The organism is Streptosporangium sp. NPDC001681 (genome assembly GCF_040298085.1).
Taxonomy (GTDB): domain Bacteria; phylum Actinomycetota; class Actinomycetes; order Streptosporangiales; family Streptosporangiaceae; genus Streptosporangium.
This window is the reverse complement of record NZ_JBEOZN010000081.1, coordinates 1-18,186: the sequence shown is the minus strand read 5'-3', so window position 1 is coordinate 18,186 and position 18,186 is coordinate 1. Positions and strand designations below refer to the sequence as shown.

At 70.2% G+C, this 18,186-nt stretch carries 15 protein-coding genes; 4 read left to right on the top strand and 11 right to left on the bottom strand.

The genetic code is table 11. The annotated features are described in order from the left end of the window. Nucleotides 1–150 precede the first annotated feature (150 nt). Together ABT130_RS30615 and ABT130_RS30610 are read left to right on the top strand one after the other, a co-directional pair. Nucleotides 151–918, top strand: coding sequence for an ABC transporter ATP-binding protein (locus tag ABT130_RS30615; RefSeq protein WP_451935086.1), 768 nt, complete (start codon nt 151–153; stop codon nt 916–918). 1 nt (nt 919) lies between these two features. Beyond that, nucleotides 920–3,430, top strand: a complete 2,511-nt coding sequence (locus tag ABT130_RS30610) for an ABC transporter permease (protein WP_350961141.1) — start codon at nt 920–922, stop codon at nt 3,428–3,430. A 268-nt stretch (nt 3,431–3,698) separates the two neighbouring features. On the opposite strand, the gene ABT130_RS30605 is transcribed toward ABT130_RS30610, so the two are convergent. The 4 genes from ABT130_RS30605 to ABT130_RS30590 all read right to left on the bottom strand — a co-directional run bounded on the left by ABT130_RS30605 (nt 3,699) and on the right by ABT130_RS30590 (nt 6,206). Then, nucleotides 3,699–3,968: an SUKH-4 family immunity protein gene (locus ABT130_RS30605; protein WP_350924817.1), complete on the bottom strand. Its 270-nt coding sequence runs from the start codon at nt 3,966–3,968 to the stop codon at nt 3,699–3,701. Next, entirely contained in the window at nt 3,965–4,711 is a 747-nt protein-coding gene (locus ABT130_RS30600) for a toxin glutamine deamidase domain-containing protein (protein ID WP_350924815.1), read from the bottom strand. The genes ABT130_RS30605 and ABT130_RS30600 overlap by 4 nt, the downstream gene beginning before the upstream one ends. Nucleotides 4,712–5,190: 479 nt before the next feature. After that, a complete protein-coding gene (locus tag ABT130_RS30595) occupies nt 5,191–5,574 on the bottom strand; it encodes a hypothetical protein (RefSeq protein ID WP_350924813.1) in 384 nt (127 codons plus the stop codon). Nucleotides 5,575–5,660: 86 nt separating this feature from the next. Beyond that, entirely contained in the window at nt 5,661–6,206 is a 546-nt protein-coding gene (locus ABT130_RS30590) for a hypothetical protein (RefSeq protein ID WP_350961139.1), read from the bottom strand. Nucleotides 6,207–6,836: 630 nt separating this feature from the next. Between ABT130_RS30590 and ABT130_RS30585 the strand changes: the two genes are divergently transcribed. After that, a complete protein-coding gene (locus ABT130_RS30585) occupies nt 6,837–8,240 on the top strand; it encodes a serine hydrolase domain-containing protein (protein WP_350961137.1) in 1,404 nt (467 codons plus the stop codon). Between the two features lie 420 nt (nt 8,241–8,660). On the opposite strand, the gene ABT130_RS30580 is transcribed toward ABT130_RS30585, so the two are convergent. The 6 genes from ABT130_RS30580 to ABT130_RS30555 all read right to left on the bottom strand — a co-directional run bounded on the left by ABT130_RS30580 (nt 8,661) and on the right by ABT130_RS30555 (nt 14,630). Further along, nucleotides 8,661–10,370, bottom strand: a complete 1,710-nt coding sequence (locus ABT130_RS30580) for a molybdopterin-dependent oxidoreductase (protein WP_350961135.1) — start codon at nt 10,368–10,370, stop codon at nt 8,661–8,663. A 258-nt stretch (nt 10,371–10,628) separates the two neighbouring features. Next, the gene (gene rdgB / locus ABT130_RS30575; protein ID WP_350961132.1) at nt 10,629–11,267 is read right to left on the bottom strand and encodes an RdgB/HAM1 family non-canonical purine NTP pyrophosphatase; all 639 of its coding nucleotides are present in this window, start codon (nt 11,265–11,267) and stop codon (nt 10,629–10,631) included. A 56-nt stretch (nt 11,268–11,323) separates the two neighbouring features. Continuing rightward, entirely contained in the window at nt 11,324–12,040 is a 717-nt protein-coding gene (gene rph / locus ABT130_RS30570; RefSeq protein ID WP_350924802.1) for a ribonuclease PH, read from the bottom strand. A 5-nt stretch (nt 12,041–12,045) separates the two neighbouring features. Further along, complete coding sequence (locus tag ABT130_RS30565) at nt 12,046–12,798, bottom strand: MBL fold metallo-hydrolase (protein ID WP_350924800.1); 753 nt, start codon at nt 12,796–12,798, stop codon at nt 12,046–12,048. Between the two features lie 105 nt (nt 12,799–12,903). Then, on the bottom strand, nt 12,904–13,650 hold the full coding sequence (murI, locus tag ABT130_RS30560; RefSeq protein ID WP_451935711.1) for a glutamate racemase: 747 nt from the start codon (nt 13,648–13,650) through the stop codon (nt 12,904–12,906). 188 nt (nt 13,651–13,838) lie between these two features. Further along, nucleotides 13,839–14,630 (bottom strand): thioesterase family protein, encoded by a 792-nt coding sequence (locus tag ABT130_RS30555; protein ID WP_350924795.1) that lies wholly within the window; start codon nt 14,628–14,630, stop codon nt 13,839–13,841. A gap of 376 nt (nt 14,631–15,006) precedes the next feature. On the opposite strand from ABT130_RS30555, the gene ABT130_RS30550 reads away from it, so the two are divergent. Then, nucleotides 15,007–16,857 (top strand): DUF3352 domain-containing protein, encoded by a 1,851-nt coding sequence (locus ABT130_RS30550; RefSeq protein WP_350961127.1) that lies wholly within the window; start codon nt 15,007–15,009, stop codon nt 16,855–16,857. Between the two features lie 237 nt (nt 16,858–17,094). Here ABT130_RS30550 and ABT130_RS30545 read toward each other — a convergent pair whose 3' ends face one another. Further along, nucleotides 17,095–18,042: a PLP-dependent cysteine synthase family protein gene (locus ABT130_RS30545; RefSeq protein ID WP_343975498.1), complete on the bottom strand. Its 948-nt coding sequence runs from the start codon at nt 18,040–18,042 to the stop codon at nt 17,095–17,097. Nucleotides 18,043–18,186 lie beyond the last annotated feature (144 nt).

Below are 18,186 nucleotides of genomic sequence, written 5' to 3'. Positions count from 1 at the left end.
CGTACTACGACAAAGGTGGCGCATGTCCCCCTCTGGACGCCCTTCACCGCACCGCAGGTCAGGCCTAAAGCCTGATGGATCCCACTTTCCCCACCAATAGCGTTTGGTGCGTCATAACGCCATACGTTGTTGAGGAGAACTGCCGTGACCATCACCGGAGAGGTCGGCGCGTGGGGCGCGCCTGGAAAAGGCGCGGAGCCGGCCGTGACGGCCAGGGGTCTCACGAAGGTGTACGGCCGGGGGGACACCGCCGTGCACGCGTTGCGCGGCGTGGACGTCTCGTTCTCGTCCGGCGCCTTCACCGCGATCATGGGGCCCTCGGGGTCGGGTAAGTCCACGCTGATGCACTGTCTGGCCGGGCTGGACACGGTGAGCGGCGGGCAGGTGCGCATCGGGGACGTGGAGCTCACCGGTCTCAACGACAGGCAGCTCACCCTGCTCCGCCGCGAGCGGATCGGCTTCGTCTTCCAGGCGTTCAACCTGCTGCCGACGCTGACCGCCGAGCAGAACATCCGGCTCCCGCTGGAGATCGCCGGGCGGCTGGCCGACCCGGAGCTGTTCGACCTGGTCGTGGCGACCGTGGGGCTGCGCGACCGGCTGGGGCACAAGCCCGCCGAGCTGTCCGGCGGCCAGCAGCAGCGGGTCGCGGTCGCCCGCGCCCTGATCAGCGGGCCGCAGGTCATCTTCGCCGACGAGCCCACCGGCAACCTGGACTCGCGGAGCGGCGCCGAGGTGCTGTCGTTCCTGCGTACGTCGGTGCGTGAGCTCGACCAGACGATCGTGATGGTCACCCATGACCCGGTGGCGGCCTCCTACGCCGACCGGGTGGTCTTCCTCCGTGACGGCCTGCTGGTCAGTGAGCTGGTGGGGCCGACGCCGCAGTCGGTGCTGGACACGCTGATGAAGCTGGAGGCGTGAGGTGCTGAGGACGACGCTGGCCGGGTTGCGCGCGCACCGGCTGCGCCTGATGCTGACGTCGCTGGCGATCGCGCTGGGGGTGGGCTTCATCGCGGGGACGTTCGTACTGACCGACACCATCGAGGCGGGTTTCACCCAGAAGTTCGCGGCGGCGGCCGACCGGATCGACGTCGCGGTGCTCCCGCTGCCGGACAAGGGCGGTGAGGCACCGGTCGTCTCCGACGCGACCCTGGAGAGGATCCGCGCCACGGAAGGTGTCGCCGACGCCCAGGGGCTGGTGCGGGGCACGTCCGCCCTGATCGGCAAGGACGGCAAGGCGGCCGGTGACTATCCCACGGTGGGGATCTCCCTGCCCGAGGGCGCGCTGAACCGTACCTCGATCGTCAGCGGCGCGGCGCCGAGGACCGCGAAGGAGGCGGTGCTCGACGAGGGTACGGCCAGGACTCGTGGTTTCAAGGTCGGCGACACCATCGCGGTGCTCGACTCGGAGAACGTCAGGCACGAGTTCACCCTGGTGGGCCTGTTCGACATCGGCCTGGACCAGGAGATCGGGTACAGCGGCGCGGTCGGCTACACCACCGACACGGCCAGGAAGATGACCGGGCAGCAGGGGTTCCGGGAGGTCGACGTCGCCGCCGCCGAGGGCGTCTCCAAGGAGACGCTGCGCGCCTCGGTCGCGGCGGTCGTGGGGACGGGTCACCAGGTCAAGACCGGTGAGCGGTACGCGGCGGACCTGGCCAAGGCCAACGGTGCCAGCAGCGAGTTCCTCACCCTGGGTCTGCTGCTGTTCGGCGTGGTGGCGATGTTCGTGGCCGCGCTGGTCATCTACAACACCTTCAACATCCTGGTGGCCCAGCGGACCCGTGAGATGGCGCTGCTGCGCTGTATCGGGGCGACGCGCGGACAGGTCTTCGGCTCGATCGTGCTGGAGTCGGCGGTGGTCGGCCTGCTGTCGTCGGTGCTGGGCCTGCTGCTCGGCTACGGGATGGGGGCGGGGGCGCTGGCCGTGCTCACCGCGGTCGGCGCGCCGCTGCCGTCGGTCGCGGCCTCCCTGACGCCTCGTACGATCGTCCTGGGTCTGGTCATCGGCCTGACCGTCACGGTCGGCGCGGCGCTGTTGCCCGCCAGGTCGGCGACGCGGGTGGCGCCGATCGCGGCGCTGCGCTCGCAGGCCGAGGAGCAGACCTTCAGGGCCGGCCTGGTACGGATGATCTTCGCGGCGCTCTTCCTGGTCTCGGGCGCGGGGATCACCGCGGCGGGAATGGCCATGGAGCCCGGCGAGACCGCGCTCGTCGTGGTCATGGCCGGCTGCTCGCTCATCTTCCTGGCGGTGCTGACCCTCGGCCCGGTGATCGTGAAGCCGCTGTCCGCCTTCGCGGGCTGGGTTCCGGCCAGGCTCTTCGGGGTGCCGGGCAGGCTGGCCGTGGACAACTCCCGGCGTAATCCGAAGCGGTCGGCGACCACCACGGTGGCGCTCACCGTGGGCGTGACGCTGATGACCGTCATCTCCGTCCTCACCGGCACCATCCGGGTGACCTACGCCCATCAGCTCGACGAGCAGTTCCCGGTCGACTACCTGGTGCAGAGCCAGGATCGCAGTTCGGAGCTGCCCCGGGCGATCGCCGAGGACCTGCGGACCAGGCCGGAGCTGACCGCGGTCGTCGCGTTCCGGTCAAGCACCGCCAGGCTCGCGACCGGGGACGAGAAATACGAGGTGGGCACGTTCACCCCGGCTCCGGGTTTCGTCCCGAAGCTGGACGCGGGCTCGGTCGGCCGGCTCGTGCCGGGTACGGCGCTGGTCGCGGACCACGTCGCCGAGCGGCTCAAGGTCGGGGTCGGTGACCGGGTCACCGTGCGGACGGCGAAGGCGGGTGCGGTCGAGCTGTCGATCGTGGGCGTCTCCAACCGGGAGTCGGGCCTTTCCGGCGTGACGGTGCCGGAGCGGGAGTTCGACCGCTACTTCGGCGAGGTGGGCGACAGCCGGGTGATCGTCAACCGCTCCGACAGCGTGGATCCCGACCGGGCGCTGCTGGCCGTCGAGGCGGCGACGCGGCCGTACCCGACGGCGAAGGTCGCCAGCTCGACGGAGGTGCGGGGCGAGTTCGACGAGGCGCTCGACATGATGCTGATGATCATCACGGGGCTGCTCGGCCTGGCGGTGCTCATCTCCCTGCTGGGCATCGCCAACACGCTCTCGTTGTCGGTCCACGAGCGCACCCGCGAGTCAGCGCTGCTGCGGGCGCTCGGCCTGACCAGACCCCAGCTGCGGCGGATGCTCTCGGTCGAGGCGCTGGTCCTGGGGCTCATCGGCGCGCTGGTCGGCGTGGTGCTGGGCATCGGGTTCGGCTGGGCCGCCGCGCGGACGATGACCGAAAACGTCATCTTCCAGCTGCCGGTGCCGCAGATCCTGTCGTTCGTGGCGCTGTCCGGCCTGGCCGGGGTGCTCGCCGCGGTCCTGCCCGCCCGGCGCGCGGCCCGCGCCTCGGTGGTGGGCTCGCTCGCGAGCGGCTGAGCGCGGCCGGGCGACCCGGGCCGGATGAGCCGAACAGTGCGCTTTCCGGTCCGGCCCGGCGTGGCAGGACAGGGTGAGCCCGGAGCGCTACCGGGCAGCCTGAGCCGGATGAACCGAACCGAACACTCCCTCATCCGGCCCGGCGTGGCAGGACAGGGTGAGCCCGGAGCGCTACCGGGCAGCCTGAGCCGGATGAGCCGAGCCCGACACTCCCTCATCCGGCCCGGCGTGGCAGGACGGGGTGAGCATGGTGGCCGGGACGTCTTCGTTATCGGGGGCGGCGTCCCGGCCACTGCTCCGCCACCGTCTCGGGGTTGAGCAGCGGCCGGATGACGATCTCGCCGGTGGCCCGGTCGATGACCACGCACCCGGAGCCGACGGTGTCGGGCAGCACGCTGGGATCGTCGGAGTCGGGCTCATTCGCCCAGGCGACATAGCCCTCTTGAAAGGCATAAATCCTGATTTCGACGGCGGCGCCCGCGCTACGGACGCCGTTGAAGTACTCCTCCGCCACCGCCCTGGCCTGGTCCGGGTTCACAGCCGCCGCCCCTCCCTGTCGATCACGACGCAGAACACACCGGTCACCGACTCGTACGGCGGCTCCACCGCCATGTGCCCCCGCTGCCCGTCGATCCAGATCACCTCGCCGTCGAAGTTCACCGCGTTCCATGCGTGGCTGCCCCCGGCCGGCCAGCGGTTGACGACCATGGCCGAGGAGCCGTGCCCCCCGGCCAGCAGCGCCTGCGCGATCGGGAGGTAGGCGTGGCGCCCCTGCCCCACGTACTGGAAGCGCTGTCCCAGCCACCGCTCCGCCCTGGCCACTCCCCCGGCCTCGCCGCTGAGCAGCGGCCTGCCGACCCGGTCGTACTCGGGCCGCCGGGGCGCGGCCACCGCCGGGGCTCCGTACCAGGTGGAGAGCACCGACAGCGCGCAGTCGATCGCATTGGTGGCCCGGAACGGGTCGTCGGCCGGCCCGGTCCCGTTGATCAGCCTGATCCACATGCCGCGCGGGTCGGGGAAGCGGCGCGGGGTGCCCTGCTCGGTGAGGGGGACGGCCCGCAGCATGTCCTCCTCGGTCTGCGGGTCGGGCCTGGCCAGGCCGCCCGCCACCCCGTACGGCCGGCACTGGTCCAGCCGGGCCGGCCCCCAGCGCATCCGCTCCCGCTCCCGGGGCACCGCCGCCGCCGGCACCTGAAACTCCAGCTCGAAGTCCCGCCACCGCTGCCCGTCCACGGTCACCACGGGGTTGTACATCCCCGAGGCCAAACTCCACTCACTCACCGGCTCCCCCGTCCCCCAACCCCTGGGAGCCAGATAGTAGAGCGACTCCCAACACGGCACGGCGGAGTTGACCATTTACAGGGGCGGCGACCAAGGACTTTCTGTCCTCTGGGGGATTTAGCACGCTGACAGCGTGCTAAATCCCCCAGAGAACGTAGCTTCCCCCGGGACACTCGCAGGCCAGGGGGCTGATTCATGCTCTGACCTGGCGAAATACGATTTCGCCTTTGAGGGGACTGTTTCACGGCGTCTCGCTGTGGATCACCAACGCCGACCAGCGGCGGGCCATACACGGGCCAGTGGCCCGCGTGGTTTTCCCTGCTCCTGCTCGGTGTGACGGCCGGGGCAGATGGCACATTCTTCCCGCGCGTCTTTCCCCTACCCCAGCCACCATCAAATCCGCGCGCCGCGCACTCCTTCTCATCCCGGAGCCAGAGCGCCCCCGCCGGAGGCATTGTTCTGACCGCGCGATGAATATTTCATGCCTTTCTTCTGCCGGCTCTGGGCTGGGCTTGCCTGCCTGCCGGGGTCATCTCACCACTGGCTCGCTCTCCAGTGGGATAGTTCTCCAAGGCTTTCATGATCTCGGGAGCCAGTGCCTCTGCCAGCGCGGGCGCCAGAGCATCGGCCAAGGCGGACGCGAGAGCCTGGGTGACCAGGAGTCTTTCGACGATCGACGCCATCGGCATCGTGCGCGGTGCCGACGCGATAGCCGTTTCGATCAGGGTCGCCATGGAGTCCCCGCCGAGTACGCGGGCCTTCGTGGACTGGCCGGCCTCGCTGAATATGTCGCGGATGAGGTCGTCGATCAATGACTCCACCGGCTCATGTCCGGCTGACTTGTCAGCGTCCTCCGTCGCCATGGTGTGCTCCTTTGCGGTTGATGTGAACCGTCCCCCAGTTGCCGGTTTCGCCGGCGACTGGGGGACGGTGTCCTTACCTGTGACCGCTACCGGCACGCGAGAGCGGCGAGCAGGAGCGGGTTGTCGATGATGCCCTCTTCGCCCCCTTCGCGGCGGCGCATGAGCGCGGCAAGCAGGAGCGGGTGGCCAATCAGACTCCTACCGTGTTGCCTCCGGCGACGCATCAACATCGCGAGCAGGAGCGGGTGACCGATGCCGCCTTCCCCGCCCTCCTCGCGGCGACGCATCAACGTCGCGAGCAGGAGCGGATTATCGATGATGCCCTCTTCGCCCCCTTCGCGGCGGCGCATGAGCGCGGCAAGCAGGAGCGGGTGGTCGAGGCCGCCTTCCCCGCCCTCCTCGCGGCGACGCATCAACGTCGCGAGCAGGAGCGGATTATCGATGATGCCCTCTTCGCCCCCTTCGCGGCGGCGCATGAGCGCGGCAAGCAGGAGCGGGTGGTCGAGGCCGCCTTCCTCCACCTCTTCGCGGCGGCGCATGAGTGCGGCGAGCAGGAGCGCCCCGAAGGCGCGCTCTTCGCCCTCGCGCTCGGGTGCCTCGGTGGGTGCGGGGCGCTCCGTGGTTGTCGTCATATGGTTTCCCCTTCAGCGTTTGCGGTGCGCGCACCGTTTTCGTAAGAGCCATACGAGCCGTACCCACGCCCAATGGGCCATATTCGCGAAACCGAACCTTTTAGATGCCGCCCGACCTGCCGTTTTGCTATATCAATCCCATTTTATTGCATCGCCAAGATGAGCGTAAAAGTGGACCTAAAAATAGCAACAAGAATGTCTTATTCGTGTTGCATTGAAAGCATCGTGGTCGGGATTTTATGTACGCGTCTCCCTCGGAGTGGTGTTTCACGGCGTCACGGATGAAGTGGGCCGAGGCGTAGCTCCACCGCACGACCACCTGTTCCCCTCCCACGTGGAGGGTCATCCCCTGCCCCGTCGTGCCGGGTATCCCATCCATCCGCTGCCCTGCGCAACGCCCGGCGGACCTGGCGGGTCGCCGCCGCAACAACAGCTTCTTGCCCGCCGGTGAACCCGCGAACGCGACCGGTGTGAGGCGGAGTCAGACGCCGCGCTCTTCGATCGTGACCGGCTCCCCGGCGCCGCGTTTCGCGATCGAACGGACCGGCCCACAAGACCGACCGGGTAGATCGATAGGTTGGTTTGCCCGATGTCGCCCTGACACGGGCCGCAACGCAGGAACGGGAGACGATGACACCCGATGACCGGATCAGCGCCCTCGTCCTTCAGGCATCTCGCCGGCTGAGCGATGCCTGCGACTCGGGCGAGGTACCCGGAGCCGCGCTCGCCGTCGCGGCCGGTGGGACGACCGTGCTCGAAGCCGCGTTCGGGCTGGCGTCGGTCGAGGACGGCGTTGCCGCCACGGTCGACACCCCCTTCAGCCTGGCCTCCGTCACCAAGCCCATGGTCGGCACCGCACTGGCCGTCCTGGCCGAACGTGGCGTGCTCGATCTGGACGCCCCGGTGTCGCGTTACCGGCCGCCGCCCGGCCACGGAACGGTCCCCACCCTCCGGCAGGTCGCCAACCACACCGGCGGTTTCCCGACGTTCCTCAGGTTCTTCTACGGCGACGAGATCGATCGGGCGCCGAGCAAGAACGACCTGCTGCGAGCCTACGCCCGCGTCGTGTTCCCACCGGGAGTCCGGCAGACGTACTCGAACGTCGGCTACGAGCTGCTCGGCGCGATCATCGAGGAGGTCACCGGCTCTCCGCTGGCGGACGCGCTGTCCGAGCTGGTCTTCGAACCGTTGGAGATGCGGTCGGCCCGGTTCGGTGAGCCGGACGGCGGCCTCGGCGCCGCCCGGCGCCACACCTCGTCGGGCTCGGCGTACCCGCCCTACGTCACCGGGCACGGCGCGGCGGAGGAGGCCTGGTGCAGCGTCCGGGACCTGCTCCGTTTCGGGCTCGCGCACGCGGGCGGCACGAGCGCCCTGCCCGCCGAGGCGCTTGCCGCGAGCCACCGTCCCACCGCGCCGTGGCCCGGCGCCGACGGCTACGGGATCGGCTGGGGCGTGCGGCGCCACGGTGATCTGTCCCTCGCCTTCCACGGCGGCAGCATGGGCGGGGTGGCCGCCTACCTGGTCGCGGTCCCCACCGCGGGGATCGTGATCGCGGCCCTGGCCAACGTGCAGAGCGGCAGGGAACTGCTGATCTCGGTGGCCAACGACATCCTGTCCGCCCTGCTGCCGGGTTTCACCCCGCTGACACGCGCCGACGGTTCACCCGACGGCGACCTGCTCTCCGCACCGGCCACCGAGGTCGGCGGCGAGTGGTCGGGGAGCCTCGACCTGCCCTCGGGGGCGGTGCCGCTGTTCCTGTCGATCGCCCCGGACGCCTCCGGCACCGCCAGGTGGAACTCCACCGAACATGCGATCACCGGGCTGCGCGTCACCGCCTCCTCCGTCACCGTGGAGCTCGACGGCCTGGTCGACACCCCGGACCTGGCCGCACGACCGCACGCCCCGGCCCTCTGGCTGCACCGTACGACGGCGACGGAACTCGCGGGCGGTCTCGCGGCCATCGGCCTCCAGAACGCCGACCACCCCCTGCAGCCCGACATCGTCGTCTGGCCCGCCTCGCTCCGGCGGCCCTGACCTGACCGGCATTCCCTTCCTGTCCACCTGCGAGCGGAAGTACCCACCCGAGCCAGGACAGAACGCTCCGCGGTTGATCCTTGCCACCGTCCGGACAGGCCGGGCCGGGGCAAGCGCTGTGCGCCAGTCGGCGAAATCGTTCCGGACGTTGGAAGTGAACAGATCCATGTCTTCGCTGGGGCGGTTCACCGAGAGGCATTCGCGAGCCCTGCCAAGCCTTCCCGGGTAAGGTTCTGGAGCTTCCGCGCCCCGGCTATCCGCTCCCCAGCGTGCTCGCTACGCTCGGCGTACGTCAGGCCGGGATTCCAGTCCTGCCCGGTCATCTCGGTGCCTTCCTCGCGACTGCGCGGCGTCTCCACGATAACGAGCCACCCCTGTCAACGATTGAGAACCACCGAGATGGTTTGAATACGGCCTGAGTCAGCCGACCCGTACCTGGATGGTGTGCCAGCCGGTGGCGCCGTCCGGGGCTACCGGGGCGCGGTCGGCGGTCTGGGTGTAGCCGGTGGCGTCGGTGGCGCGGACCTCGATGGTGTGGTCGCCGGGGGTGGCGTCCCAGTCGTCGAGGACCCACTGGCGCCAGGTGTCGGCGGTGGGGGCCTCGGCGAGGCGGGCCTGACGCCACTGGCCCCGGTCGACGCGGACCTCGACCGCGTCCACGCCCTTGTGCTGCGCCCAGGCGACGCCCGCGACGACAGTGCGGCCTGCGGAAATGCTCGCGCCGTCCCTGGGCAGGTCGATGCGGGACTCGGTCTTGATCGGCCCCTTGGCGGACCAGCCCCTGGGCGTCCAGTAGGCCTCGTCCTCGTCGAAGCGGGTGACCCTGATATCGGTGACCCACTTGGTGGCCGAGACGTAGCCGTACAGGCCGGGAACGACCTGGCGGACCGGGAAGCCGTGGTCGACGGGGAGCGCCTCGCCGTTCACACCGAAGGCCAGCAGGGCGTCGCGGCCGTCGAGGACGACGTCGACCGGGGTTCCGGCGGTCCAGCCGTCGGCGGAGGTGCTGAGCAGCATGTCGGCGTTCTTGTGGACGCCCGCGTCGCGCAGCACGTCGGCCAGGCTGACGCCCAGCCAGCGGGCGTTGCCGATGTAGGGGCCGCCGACCTCGTTGGAGACGCAGCAGAGCGTGACGTCGGCCTCGACCACGGTGCGCTTCATCAGGTCGGCGAAGGTGAGCTCGACCGGGCGGTCGACCATGCCATGGATCTTGAGGGTCCAGCTGCTCGGGTCCACCTGGGGGACGACCAGGGCGGTGTCGACCCGGTAGAAGTCGCTGTTCGGGGTGACGAACGGCGACAGACCCTTGATCCTGAGGTCGACCCCGGCGGGCAGCGGCGCGAGGGGGGTCGCGGGCCTGGGCAGCGTGATGCCGTTGCGCGCCACGCTCACCTCGGCCCGCCCGGACAGCATCCGCCCGGCGACCCCGGCCACTCCGGCGACGGCGACGCCGCCGAGCACACCGGTCAGCAGGCCCCGGCGGTCGAACGCGCGCAGGTCGTTCCCGGCCCGCATGACCGGCGGCATGGGCGCCTCGGGCCGCTCCTCGGATTCCGGCGATGAACCCGGCGTGATCTCCCACGGTCCGGCGCCGTGCGCGGCCCCCGCCGCGCCCGCGGCGCCGCCGGGCGTCGGGTGCCCCCGGTCGCCGTACGGACCGGTCGAGGCGCCGGCGAGCTCTTCGACGGGCACGAGGGAGCGGCGGATGATCCGTCTCAGGGCGAACATGCCCGCACCGACGCCGACCACGGTCGGCAGGACGTCCGCGAGCCCGGCCTCCGGCCGGGTCAGCACGGCGACGACTCCGACGAGGCCGAAGGCGGCCAGGCCCGCCAGGCCGTACCGGACGTCGCGGGCGGCGGCGATGCCCAGCGCGGCGGCGATGAACGCCATGACCACGAAGATCCCGCCGAGCAGCACGACCTTGTCGTTCTCGCCGAAGGTGCGGATCGCCCACTCCTTGAGCACGGCCGGGGTGAGGTCGACCGCCGCGTTGCCCACCGCGACGATCGGGAAGGCGGAGGGGTTCACCAGGCCCGCGACGAGCAGGGAGACCCCGACCGCCACCGCACCGGACACCAGGCCGATCAGCGCCGCGGCCCACGAGGGCATGCGCCTGTTGCTCTGCATACCTCCGACGCTACGCCCATCGGCGAGCGGGGGATCTTACGCCACGATTACAGGCCGACTCGAACAGTCGCCCCTGGTCATCGTCTGCTCCCCGGACGGGCTCCGCCGAGGAGCACGAGATCGTCGCCCCCAGCGTGAGCCGCGCCGCGAACCACGAGATCGTCGTCGCGGCTCTCTCGTACGGGCTCCGCCAGGGGCCCCAGCACGAGCCTCACTGAAGCCGCAGCTCTTTCCGGTGCGGGCTTCAGCGAAGGAGCGTCAGACGAGCATCTCGGCGAGGATGGGGGCCAGGGCGCGGAAGGCGCGGCCCCGGTGGCTGATGGCGTCCTTCTCCGCGGCGGACAGCTCGGCGGTGGTCCGGGTCTCGCCCTCGGGCAGCAGGATCGGGTCGTAGCCGAAGCCGTTGACGCCGCGCGGGGTGTCGATGATCACGCCGTGCAGCGCGCCCTCGGTCACCCGCTCCTCTCCGGAGGGGAGCGCCAGCGCGGCGGCGCAGGCGAAGTGCGCGCCCCGGTGCTCGGCGGGCACGTCGGAGACCTGGGCGAGCAGCAGGTCGAGGTTGGCCAGGTCGTCGCCGTGCTTTCCGGACCAGCGGGCGGAGAAGATGCCCGGCATGCCGTTCAGCGCGTCGACGCAGAGGCCCGAGTCGTCGGCGATCGCGGGCAGGCCGGACTGCCGAGCGACCGCGTGGGCCTTGAGCAGGGCGTTCTCCGCGAAGGTCAGGCCGGTCTCGGCGACGTCGCCGATCTCGGGGAACTCCTCAAGACCGACGATCTCCACCGGGACCTCGGCGTCGGCCAGGATCCGGCGCAGCTCAGCGATCTTCCCGGCGTTCCGGGTGGCGAGGACCACGCGGGGCCTGCCCGTATCGCTCTCGTGCATAACGGCCCCGCTCATGACCAATCCCCTTGCCTCGAATTCGGTCACACCCTACCCACCCAGGCGGAAAACGCTTATGCCAGGGCCTCCCGCTGCAGGCGGGTGAGCTCCGCGCAGCCGGCCGCGCCGAGGTCGAGCAGCTCGTCGAGGGCGGCGCGGTTGAACGGCTTGCCCTCGGCGGTGCCCTGGACCTCGACGAACTCGCCGGAGCCGGTCATCACCACGTTCATGTCCGTCTCGGCGGCGACGTCCTCGGTGTAGCAGAGGTCGAGCAGCGGCGTCGAGCCGACGACGCCGACGGAGACCGCCGCGACCGAGTCGACCAGCGGGTCGGCGCCGCACATCTTCCGCTTGCGCATCCAGGCGATCGCGTCGACCAGCGCCACGTACGCGCCGGTGATGGCGGCGGTGCGGGTGCCGCCGTCCGCCTGGAGCACGTCGCAGTCGATGACGATCGAGTTCTCGCCGAGGACCTTGTAGTCGACGCAGGCGCGCAGCGAGCGGCCGATCAGACGGGAGATCTCGTGCGTACGGCCGCCGATCTTGCCGCGTACCGACTCGCGGTCGTTGCGGGTGTTCGTGGCGCGCGGCAGCATGGCGTACTCGGCGGTGATCCAGCCCTGACCGCTGCCCCGGCGCCAGCGCGGCACGCTGTCCTGCACGGAGGCGGCACAGAGCACCCTGGTGCCGCCGAACTCGACGAGCACCGAACCCTCGGCGTGCGTGATCCAGTCGCGGGTGATGGTGACGGGGCGGAGCTGATCGGGAGAACGTCCATCTGCACGAGCCATGCAGTTCACCCTAGGTCATACCGGACCCCGCTTCGTGCGAGTTCCATCCGCCCGCCGAACCCGCCGCGAGAGGCGTCCTCCCTGACCCGGTCGTGGTCGTTCCAGGGCACCAGGTGGGTCAGTACCAGGGTCTCCACGTCCGCCCTGGCCGCGTGCTCGGCCGCCTGGCGGCCGCTCAGGTGCAGGTCGACGGGGAGTCCTGGCCGGTCGAGGTGTGACGCCTCACACAGGAACACGTCGACCCCCGAGGCGAGCTTGACCAGTTCGGCGCTCTCACCGGTGTCGCCCGAGTAGGCCACCGAGCGCCCGCCGTAGGAGACCCTGAAGCCGTAGGTCTCCACCGGGTGGTTCATCAGCGCGGCCGTCACCTCGAACGGGCCGACCTCGAACGTTCCCGGCGTCAGCCCCACGAAGTCGAAGGCCGACTCCAGCAGCGGCTCGTCCGGCATCGCGTAGGCCGAGTTCAGGCGCCGGCGCGCGTCGGCGGGCGCGTACACCGGCACCCTGGGCAGCGGCCCCTCGGGCGAGTAGGTGCGGACCACGTGGTACGGGCACATGTCAAGGCAGTGGTCGGCGTGCAGGTGCGACAGGCAGATCGCGTCCACGTCGTACAGGCCGATGTACCTCTGGAGTGCGCCGAGCGCGCCGTTTCCGAAGTCCAGCAGCATGCGGAACCCCTCCGCCTCCAGCAGGTAGCAGGAGGAGGGGCTGTCAGGACCGGGAAAACTCCCCGAGCATCCAATGATCGTCAGTTTCACGGCGGCCTCCTACGATTCACGTTGCGGCGCCGCGCGGCACGGCGCGGGCGCCGATGGCCGCCCCGCCCCTCTCCGGCGCTCCCCCTACGGAGCGCCGGAGCACCGTCACGCACGATGCCCGTTGTTTGAAACATCCCCCACCAACGCCGCCTCGACCGCCTCGATCTCCGGTCCGAGGAACCGTCGTCCGAGGTCGGCGAAGAGGTCCGCGTCTCCGGTGGCGCGGAAACGGTGTCTGGGCGCGCCCCCTACGGCGGCCAGACCCCGGTCGTGCAGGATGCGGTACACGTCCTTGGCCGTCTCGTCGGCGCTGGACACCAGCGTGACGCCGTCCCCCACCACGTAGGAGATCGGCCCGACGAGGAGCGGGTAGTGCGTGCATCCCAGGATCAACGTGTCGCACCGGTCGGCGAGCACCGGCTCCAGATACTCGCGGATGACGGCGATGAGCTCCTCGCTCATGGTCTCCCCGCGCTCGACGAACTCCACCAGGCGCGGCGCCGCCACCCCGGTCAGCCGGACGTCGGGGGCCGCGGCGAACGCGTCGTGGTACGCCATCGACTCGATGGTGGCCCTGGTCCCGATCACCCCGACCCTGCCGTTGCGGGTGGCGCGTACGGCACGGCGGGTGGCCGGCTGGATCACCTCGACGACCGGCACGTCGTAGCGCTCGCGGGCGTCGCGGAGCACCGCGGCGCTGGCGCTGTTGCACGCGATCACCAGCATCTTCACGTCGTGCTCGACGAGGTGATCCATCACCTCCAGCGCGTAGGCGCGGACCTGCGCGATGGTCTTGGGGCCGTACGGCTGCCTCGCCGTGTCCGCCACGTAGAGGACCGACTCGTTGGGCAACTGATCGATGATCGCCCGAGCCACCGTGAGGCCGCCGACACCACTGTCAAAGATTCCAACGCTTGCTTGCGACACAGTTCCCAAGGCTAGGCGACCTGGGTCGATCGAACACGGTAAGAATCCTCACACCGCCGATTGCCGACTCGGCCGGGTACTTTTCCGATCTCGCCCGACCGGCTCCGCGAGGGTCAGCCCCGCCCGACCCGGGCCAGCTGGCGGGACTGGGCGACCAGGCGGCCGGTGGAGTCCCAGACCTCGACGTCCTCGTCGAACCAGCCGTCGCTGATCAGCCTGCCTCCGGCGATGAGGGTCAGCCAGCCGGGAGCGGGCAGGGCGCGCAGGTGCCAGGTGAGGTCGACGGTGGGGGCCCAGCCGCGCTCTCCGGCGGAGAAGACCACCGGCGGCAGGCAGTCCACGGCCAGCGCCAGCACGTACGGATCGGGATCCTGCGGCTCGGCCATCCGGAAGTAGGCGCGGGCCTCGGGGCGGCCACTGGGCCTGCCGTCGAGCCAGCCGATGGTCGGAGGGTCGAACGCCAGGTCCATCTGGGCGTTGAGCGTCATGTTCGACTCGGTCTTGGGGGCGGGCAGCCGGAGGCACTGCTCCATCGGCGGCATCGCCACCGAGGGGCCGTCCGTCCAGTCGGGGGCGGCGCCGCCGAGGGTCGCGGTCGTGACGAGGCACTCGATGATGGAGTCGCCGTCCCTGACCAGGCTGGCCCGGGTCATCGTGGCGGTGCGGCCGGTCTTGATCTGCTCCAGGCGCACCTGCGCGGGGCCGGGGACGGCGGCGCGCAGGAACTGGGCACTGGTGGTCACCGGGTGCTCATGGGGGGAGGCGTCCACGACCGCGCGCAGCAGCACGGCCATCAGGTAGCCGCCGTTGAGTGGGCCGCCGATCGAGTATCCGGGGTCGAGACACACGTCGTAGGTGGTCTCGTCCACCCGAATGGCCCCTGTCGCCTCGTCGAACTTCGTCATGCACGCTCCCGAACCTTGTTCTAGACGGCTCACTTTACCTACTCCCCGCCGCCTTCGCCTCCCCGGCCCCCCGGACGCTCCACCACCTGGGCCGGACCCGAGCCGGACCCGGGCCCGAAATAAGGCCGAGGGCACCCGAGTCGCAAGATTCCCCGCGGTTTCCCGAGCCGCCCAGGGCGGCGGAAAGGTCGAAGCCCACAGGGAGAAGGACATGACGATCACCTGCGGAAACAGCGTGGTAAGACCTGACGAATCCCTAGCAAGCGAGCTCAATCCCGCTTAGATGCACCAATCACATGGTTAGTTCAATGCAAGCGGCTTGCTAGCAAAGTGCACTAACTTCTCCATATCCACGAAGTCCACATTGTGAGTGATCATGCCTGCCAACAATCCCCCAGACCAGTCGCCCACGCCGGATCAGCAGCCCGACAGGACGATCGCCTACCGTTGGAACGAGGGCGCGCAGCGAAGCGACCAACCGCACACGCAGGTCTACCCCCAGAACGGCCAGCCCGGATACCCCCAGCCCCAGCAGGGTTACCAGCAGGGGCAGCCCTACCCGCAGCAGGGCCAGCCCCAGCAGAACCCCCAGCAGGCGTACGGCCAGCAGAACTACGGACAGCCGGCCGGCCAGCAGAACTACGGACAGCCGGCCGGCCAGTCCTATGGCCAGCAGCAGCCCGGCTATCAGCAGCAGAACTACGGCCAGCAGACCTATCCGCAGCAGGCGGGGAACTGGCAGCAGGGCCCCGACTTCCTGGGCCCGGGACAGCCGACCGGAACCCCGCCCCGCAAGGGCGGTAAGGGCTGGCTGCTCGCGGCGATCGCCGCGCTGGTCGTGGTCCTCGTGGGCGGCGGCGGCGTCTTCGCGGTCAGCCTGCTCAGCGGCGGCGGCACGCAGCCGCACGACGTGCTGCCCGCCAACGCCATCGGCTACGTACGCCTTGACCTCGACCCGGCCGCGAACCAGAAGCTGGCGCTGTTCGGCATCGCCAGGAAGTTCACCGTCACCAAGGACTCCTTCACCGGCGACGACCCGCGCCAGGCCATCTTCGACCTGCTGAAGAAGGAGTCCGGCAGCCTCGGCAAGGTGAACTACGCCACCGACATCGAGCCGTGGCTCGGCGTCCGCGTCGGCGTGGCCGCGGTGCCGGCCGCCAAGGGTGCCAAGGAGCCCAGTGCCGTGGTGGCCGTCCAGGTCACCGACCAGGACAAGGCCAAGGCCGGCATCGCCAAGCTGATGGGCAAGGAGAAGTACGGCATCGCCTTCCGCGACGACTACGCGCTGCTCAGCCCCACCCAGGCGGAGGCCGACCAGGCCGCGGCCGCCGCGCCGCTGTCGGAGAACGCCACCTTCTCCGAGGACCTGAGCGCCCTCGGCGAGACCGGCGTCCTCTCCTTCTGGGCGGACGCCGGCAAGATCGCCCAGCTGACTCCCGAAGTGGCGTCCCAGGACCCCGCCACCCTCGCCCAGATCAAGAACGTCCGGGTGGCCGGCGCCCTCCGCTTCGACAGCGGGTACATCGAGCTCGCGGGCATCAGCCGCGGTGCCCAGAATCTGGACATGGGCACCCCCGAGGCCTCCCGGATCAGCACGCTTCCGGCCTCCACCGCCGGCGCGGTCTCGATCTCCGGTCTCGGCGAGGTGATCGGCAAGCAGTGGACGCAGCTCATGAAGTCGGCCGACGCGGCCGGTGGCGGCGGCGTGCAGCAGTTCGTCGACCAGGCCAAGCAGCAGGCCGGACTGTCGCTCCCCGACGATCTGGTGACGCTGCTCGGCAAGAACATCACCTTCGCGCTGGACGCAGGCGGCCTCGACGGCGACCAGCCGAAGTTCGGCGCGAAGGTCGTCACCGACCCGGCCAAGGCGCAGGAGGTCGTCGGCAAGATCGAGAAGTACCTTGCCGCCACCGGGACGGCCGTCCCGCAGCTCGCCAAGGTCCCCGGTGACGGCACCTTCGTCCTGGCCAGCTCGCAGGAGTACGCCGCCGAGCTCGACAAGGACGGCGCCCTGGGCGACAGCGAGACCTTCCAGCTCGCGATCCCCAACGCCGACGAGGCGACCTTCGCCGTCTTCGTCGACCTGGACAAGATTGAGAAGCTCTATCTCGAAGGCCTGCAGGGCGACGAGAAGGCCAACCTCCAGGTGCTGCGCGGCGTGGGCGTGAGCGGCACCCAGTCGGGCAGCGAGGCGACCTTCTCGCTGCGGCTCCTGCTCAACGAGTAGCTCTCCCTCGGTTCCCGGCGGGCTCCCGCCGGGAACCGGTTCCCCTCGGGGACGATGAAGGGCGGGCGTCCCACCGGGACGCCCGCCCTTCATCGTTCACCTGTCATCCGGCCCCGCGCCCGCCGATCCGATTCCCGAGACAGGCCTCAGCCCGGCCCCGTACCCACCGGCCCCGGTGCCGTTCCCGCCACAGGCCTCACGGAACCCGCCGCCCCGACCCGTCGCGGAAACCTCACATCAGGCCCAGAGCTGGCCTTCGAGCCGCTCCTCGGCCTCGTCCAGCGTCCCCTCGTAGGCACCGGTGGACAGGTACTTCCAGCCGCCGTCCGCGACCACGAAGACGATGTCGGCCCGTTCCCCCGCCTTGACGGCCTTGGCCGCCATGCCGAGCGCGGCGTGCAACGCGGCTCCGGTGGAGACCCCGGCGAAGATGCCCTCTGCGGCCAGCAACTCCCGGGTGCGCCGCAGCGCGTCGGCGGAGGAGACGGAGAAGCGCGTGGTCAGGACCTCGGCGTCGTACAGCTCGGGGATGAAGCCCTCGTCGACGTTGCGCAGGCCGTACACCAGCTCGCCGTAACGCGGCTCGGCGGCGACGATCTTCACGTCGGGGACGTGCTCGCGCAGGAACCGGCCGACGCCCATCAGGGTGCCCGTGGTGCCCAGACCGGCCACGAAGTGGGTGACGGAGGGCAGGTCCTCCAGGATCTCCGGCCCGGTCGACTCGTAGTGCGAGCGCCAGTTGGCCGGGTTGCCGTACTGGTAGAGCATCACCCAGTCGGGGTTCTCGGCGGCCAGCCCCTTGGCGACCCTGACCGCCTCGTTGGAGCCGCCCGCCGCGGGCGAGGAGATGATCTGCGCCCCCCACATGCGCAGCAGCTGGCGGCGCTCCTCGGAGGTGTTCTCCGGCATCACGCAGATCAGCTGGTAACCCTTGAGCCGGGCGGACATCGCCAGCGAGATGCCGGTGTTGCCGCTCGTGGGTTCGAGGATGGTGCAGCCCGGTGAGAGGAGCCCGTCCTTCTCCGCCTGCTCGATCATCCACAGCGCCGGACGGTCCTTGATCGAACCTGTCGGGTTGCGGTCTTCGAGCTTGGCCCAGATCCGCACGTCCTCCGAGGGCGAGAGCCTGGGCAGGCCGACCATCGGGGTCCGGCCTACCGAGTCGATCAGTGAGTCAAAGCGCATGGTGTACGGCTTCCGCCTCTGTAGTCCTACCAACGACAGCGAGGTGTGCCGCCCGCCTCGCGAGATCTCGCGAGGCGGGCGGCACCGCGCACTAGCGGGAGCCGCCGGCCACGAAGTTCAAAACAAAGAAAAACAATAACAGAA

Coding starts and splice junctions, on each gene's coding strand:
- ABT130_RS30590 (WP_350961139.1), bottom strand. CDS start 6,206: ATGACGACAACCACGGAGCGCCCCGCACCCACCGAGGCACCCGAGCGC.
- ABT130_RS30550 (WP_350961127.1), top strand. CDS start 15,007: ATGCCTGCCAACAATCCCCCAGACCAGTCGCCCACGCCGGATCAGCAG.
- ABT130_RS30580 (WP_350961135.1), bottom strand. CDS start 10,370: ATGCAGAGCAACAGGCGCATGCCCTCGTGGGCCGCGGCGCTGATCGGC.
- rph (WP_350924802.1), bottom strand. CDS start 12,040: ATGGCTCGTGCAGATGGACGTTCTCCCGATCAGCTCCGCCCCGTCACC.
- rdgB (WP_350961132.1), bottom strand. CDS start 11,267: ATGAGCGGGGCCGTTATGCACGAGAGCGATACGGGCAGGCCCCGCGTG.
- ABT130_RS30595 (WP_350924813.1), bottom strand. CDS start 5,574: ATGGCGACGGAGGACGCTGACAAGTCAGCCGGACATGAGCCGGTGGAG.
- ABT130_RS30555 (WP_350924795.1), bottom strand. CDS start 14,630: ATGACGAAGTTCGACGAGGCGACAGGGGCCATTCGGGTGGACGAGACC.
- ABT130_RS30545 (WP_343975498.1), bottom strand. CDS start 18,042: ATGCGCTTTGACTCACTGATCGACTCGGTAGGCCGGACCCCGATGGTC.
- ABT130_RS30585 (WP_350961137.1), top strand. CDS start 6,837: ATGACACCCGATGACCGGATCAGCGCCCTCGTCCTTCAGGCATCTCGC.